The 4,352-nt window shown below is 74.3% G+C and carries 3 protein-coding genes; all 3 read left to right on the plus strand.

Features of this window, described 5'->3' with window-relative positions:
* Window positions 1–201: 201 nt before the first annotated feature.
* The 3 genes from wecB to ABZ914_RS47430 all read left to right on the plus strand — a co-directional run bounded on the left by wecB (window position 202) and on the right by ABZ914_RS47430 (window position 4,267).
* Complete coding sequence (wecB, locus tag ABZ914_RS47420; protein WP_387022212.1) at window positions 202–1,287, plus strand: non-hydrolyzing UDP-N-acetylglucosamine 2-epimerase; 1,086 nt, start codon at window positions 202–204, stop codon at window positions 1,285–1,287.
* Complete coding sequence (locus tag ABZ914_RS47425; protein WP_190860211.1) at window positions 1,284–2,018, plus strand: hypothetical protein; 735 nt, start codon at window positions 1,284–1,286, stop codon at window positions 2,016–2,018. Before wecB ends, ABZ914_RS47425 begins: the two co-directional genes overlap by 4 nt.
* 86 nt (window positions 2,019–2,104) lie before the next feature.
* Window positions 2,105–4,267 carry a glycosyltransferase gene (locus ABZ914_RS47430; RefSeq protein ID WP_500201206.1) on the plus strand — a complete coding sequence of 721 codons (2,163 nt, stop codon included), beginning with the start codon at window positions 2,105–2,107 and terminating at the stop codon, window positions 4,265–4,267.
* Window positions 4,268–4,352 lie beyond the last annotated feature (85 nt).

Below are 4,352 nucleotides of genomic sequence, written 5' to 3' on the forward strand. Positions count from 1 at the left end.
GCGCAGCCGGCGCCCGCCGAGCGGCCCGGGCGCCGCCCGGGCCAGCAGCCGCACCGCCAGCCGGGGCGCCCGCCCGGGATCGTCGCGGATCTGACGCCAGGTGAGTCCCAGCAGGTAAACCGGCTTTTTCAGGGCAAGGTTCCGCACGGCGACGGAGCGTAGGCAACCCTGATGAACAGAAGGGAAATTGTGGTGTCACCCATCGTGCACGTCCTCGGGGCGCGCCCCAACTTCGTCAAGGCGGCGCCCGTCATCGGCGCCCTGCGGGCCGCCGGCGCCGACCAGGCGGTGATCCACACCGGGCAGCACTACGACGCCCGGATGTCGGAGATCTTCTTTGACGAGCTGGGACTGCCCGAGCCCGACGTGAACCTCGGCGTCGGCTCCGGCGGGCACGCCGAGCAGACCGCGGCCCTCATGGTCGGCCTTGAACGGGAGTTCACGAGCCGTTCACCGGTGCTCGTCATCGTGTACGGCGACGTGAACTCGACGATCGCCGCCGCGCTGGTCGCGGCCAAGCTGCACATCCCGGTCGCCCATGTGGAGGCCGGGCTGCGCAGCTTCGACATGACCATGCCGGAGGAGGTGAACCGCCGGCTCACCGACCAGCTCTCCGACATCTGCCTGGTGACGAGCCCCGAGGGGATCGGGCACCTGGCGAACGAGGGCGTCCCGGTGGAGCGGGCGCACCTGGTCGGCAACCCGATGATCGACACGCTGCTGGCCAACCTCGACTCCTTCGACACCGGACGCGTCCGGGACGCGCACGGGCTGCCGGACCGGTACGTCCTCGCGACCATGCACCGGCCCGCGAACGTCGACGCGCCGGAGACCGCCGCCGCGCTCGTCCGGCACCTGCACGGCGTCGCCGACCTGGCCGACCTCGTCATCCCGGTGCACCCGCGCGGCCGCGCGAACCTGCTGGCCGCCGGGCTCGGCGACCACGACCGCGTGCACGTCCTCGAACCGCTCGGCTACATCGACTTCATCGCGGCCGTGCGCGGCGCGGCGGCGGTCGTCACCGACTCCGGCGGCCTGCAGGAGGAGACGACGATCCTCGGCGTGCCGTGCCTGACCGTCCGGCCGAACACCGAGCGGCCCATCACCATCACCCACGGGACCAACCGGCTCGTCACCTTCGAGGAGCTGGTGCCGGGCGTCCGCAAGGTCCTGGAGTCCGGCGCGCAGGCCGGCGACCGCAAGCCGCCCCTGTGGGACGGCCACGCCGGCCCCCGCATCGCGGAAGTGGTCATGGCGTTCCTCGGCGAGAACGGAGCCCTCGGATGAGCGGAGCCGACGGCGCGAAGGCGAACCGGCAGGCGGCGCGGCTGCGCGCCGCCCTCCGGGAGCGCGAGGCGCGCGTCCAGGAGCTGGAGCGGCGCCTCGGCGCCCTGGAGACCTCGGTCGCCCTGCAGTTCGGCCGGCTCGTCGCCGGCGCGGCGCGCAACCCGCGCCGCCGCGGCACGCGGCTGCCGAAGGAGCTGTACCGGCTCTGGCGCAAGCGGAACGGCCCCGAGCAGGGCCCGCCGCCGTCCGGGAGCGAGCGGCTCCAGCTCGACCGGATCGACCGGCCCGAGGACCGGCTGCTCGCCGCCGCGCCGTACGAGGGGATCGTCATCGCGGGGATCTTCGCGCCGGCGACGGCCGCGGCGCTCCGCGAGCACGCCAAGGTGATCCCGCTCTACCCGCACGACGCCACGATCGTCCTCGACACCGCGGACGTGGACCTGGTCGTCGTCGACGCGGCGGCCGGCGAGCCCGGCGGCCCCTGGGCCTACCTGGGCGTCCCCGGCATGTACGACCGGGACCGCGCGCTCCACGACGTCCGCCAGATCGCCGCGGCCCGCTCGCTGCCGCTCGTCCTGTGGGGGGAGGCGCCGCCCGCCACGCTCGCGCTCCTGGACTGGGACGCCGCCGCCACCACGCCGGACCGGCTGCACGACCTGCTCGAACCCTCTCATCGGGCGCGGCCCGGGGGGTCCGGGGGTCCGCCCCCGGAAATGACGCTGCCTCGTTGAAAGGAACTGCTGTGCCACCTCGCGCCCTCGTCTACGGCGACGTCGACCTGAACCTGATCGACGGATCGGCGATCTGGGCCCAGGGCATGGTCCAGGCGCTGGCCCGTGCCGGCTGCGCGGTGACCCTGGTGCTCAAGGCCCCGGTCCGGACCGGCCGGCTGGTCGACCCGCTGCGCGCCCTGCCCGGCGTGACCGTCCGCAGCCCGCACGCCGAGGGCCTGGTCGCGGGGGAGGCGGGCATGCCGGCCAAGCAGGCCGCCGCGATCCTCGCCCGGGTCGACGAGCCGGAACCGTTCGACCTCGTCGTCGTGCGGGGCCGCCGCCTCGCGGGCAAGCTGTCCGGCGGCCCGCTCGCCGGGCGCCTGTGGACGTACCTGACCGACGTCCCGCAGTCCGCCGCCGAGTTCACCGGCTCCGCCAAGGGCGAGCTGCGCCGCATCGCGGACGCGTCCCGCGTGCTGCTCTGCCAGACCGAGGAGCTGCGCGGCTTCCTGGAGAGCGCCGTCCCCGCGACGGCCGGGAAGAGCGTGCTGTTCCCGCCCGTCGTGGTGCTGCCCGACGGCCTGGAACCGCGCCCCGACGGCACCCCGGACGGGCGCGCGCTCAAGCTCGTCTACACCGGCAAGTTCGCGCCGCGCTGGAACACCTACGAGATGACGTCGCTGCCGCGCCTGCTCGCGATGCGCGGCGTGGACGCCGAGCTGCACATGGTCGGGGACAAGATCCACGACGACCCGAACGACCCCGGGTTCGCGACCCGCATGCGGACCGCGCTGGAGTCCGGGGAGGGCGTGGTCTGGCACGGCGGCCACCCGCGCGCGGAGGCGATGCGGCTGACGGCCGCGTCCGACGTCGGGCTGTCCTGGCGGCACCCGGAGATGGACGCGAGCCTGGAGCTGTCCACGAAGGTGCTGGAGTGCGGGACGCTCGGCGTCCCCGTCGTGCTGAACCGCACGCCGATGCACGAGCGGCTGTTCGGGGTCGACTACCCGCTGTTCTCCGCCACCGAGGACGACGTCCTCGACGCGCTGACGATCATCGGCAAGAACCCCGACGTCTACACCCTCGCCGCCGAGCGCTGCCGGACCGCCGCCGCCGGGTTCACGCTGGACGCCGCGGCCGGGCGCCTGCGCGACTGCCTCGCGCAGACGTTCCCGGAGCCGTCCGCCGCCGTCCTCGCCGCCGCCGAGGAGCACGACCGCCGCTCCGCAGCGTCGGGCGTCCCGGTGCCGCCTCAGCCCGCGGAGGGACGGCGGCGCCTGCGCGTCGGCGTCGCCGGCCACGACCTGAAGTTCTTCACCCGCCTGCTCGACTACCTCAGGTCGCGGCCCGACATGGAGGTCCGCGTCGACCCGTGGGCGGCGCTGCGCGTCCACGACGAGGAGCGCAGCCAGGAGCTCGTCGACTGGGCCGACGTGATCGTCTGCGAGTGGTGCGGGCCGAACGCGATCTGGTTCGCCCAGCGCAAGCGGCCCGGGCAGCGGCTCGTCGTCCGGCTGCACCGCTTCGAGCTGTACGCGCGCTGGCCCCGGCACCTCGACATCGACGCCGTCGACGAGGTCATCTGCGTCAGCCCGCACTACGCGCGGCTGACCCACGAGATCCTCGGCTGGCCGATGTCCAAGATCACCACGGTGCCGAACTGGGTGGACGACCGGCAGCTCGACCGGCCGAAGCTCGCCGGCGCCGAGCACCACCTCGGCATGATCGGCATCGCGCCGTCCCGCAAGCGCCTCGACCTCGCCCTGGACGCGCTGGAGGAGCTGCGCCGCGACGACCCGCGCTTCACCCTCTTCGTCAAGTCCAAGCTGCCGTGGGAGTACTGGTGGATCTGGCAGAAGGACGAGGAGCGCGCCCACTACGAGAAGGTGTTCCGCCGCATCCGCCGGTCCCCGGTGCTGTCCGGCGGCGTCGTGTTCGACTCCTACGGCCGCGACGTGGCGTCGTGGCTGCGCCGGATCGGGTTCGTGCTGTCCACCAGCGACGACGAGAGCTTCCACCTCGCGCCCGCCGAGGGCATGGCGTCCGGGGCCGTCCCGGCGCTGCTCGGCTGGCCCGGCGCGGAGACGATCTACGACACCCGGTGGATCCACGCGGACCCGTCCGCGATGGCCGCCTCGATCTCGGGGACGGTCGCGCTGGACCGGTGGGAGGCGGACGCGGCGCTGGCGCGCGACCAGGTCCGCGCCGCCTACGGGCTGGACGAGGTCTGCCGCCAGTGGACCGACCTCCTCGCCGCCGCCCCGTGACCGGGACCGCCGCCGGCCAGGGGCGGTAGGCGGGCGCGGGCGAGGACCGTGACCTCCAATGCCGAACGGCCCGGCGTGAAGCGCG

It is taken from the genome of Spirillospora sp. NPDC046719, from assembly GCF_040645715.1.
In the GTDB taxonomy this organism is placed as follows: Bacteria; Actinomycetota; Actinomycetes; order Streptosporangiales; family Streptosporangiaceae; genus Spirillospora.

What these genes read in the sequence shown, in the direction of transcription:
- ABZ914_RS47425 (WP_190860211.1), top strand. Translation starts at nt 1,284, where the DNA reads ATGAGCGGAGCCGACGGCGCGAAGGCGAACCGGCAGGCGGCGCGGCTG.
- ABZ914_RS47430 (WP_500201206.1), top strand. Translation starts at nt 2,105, where the DNA reads ATGGTCCAGGCGCTGGCCCGTGCCGGCTGCGCGGTGACCCTGGTGCTC.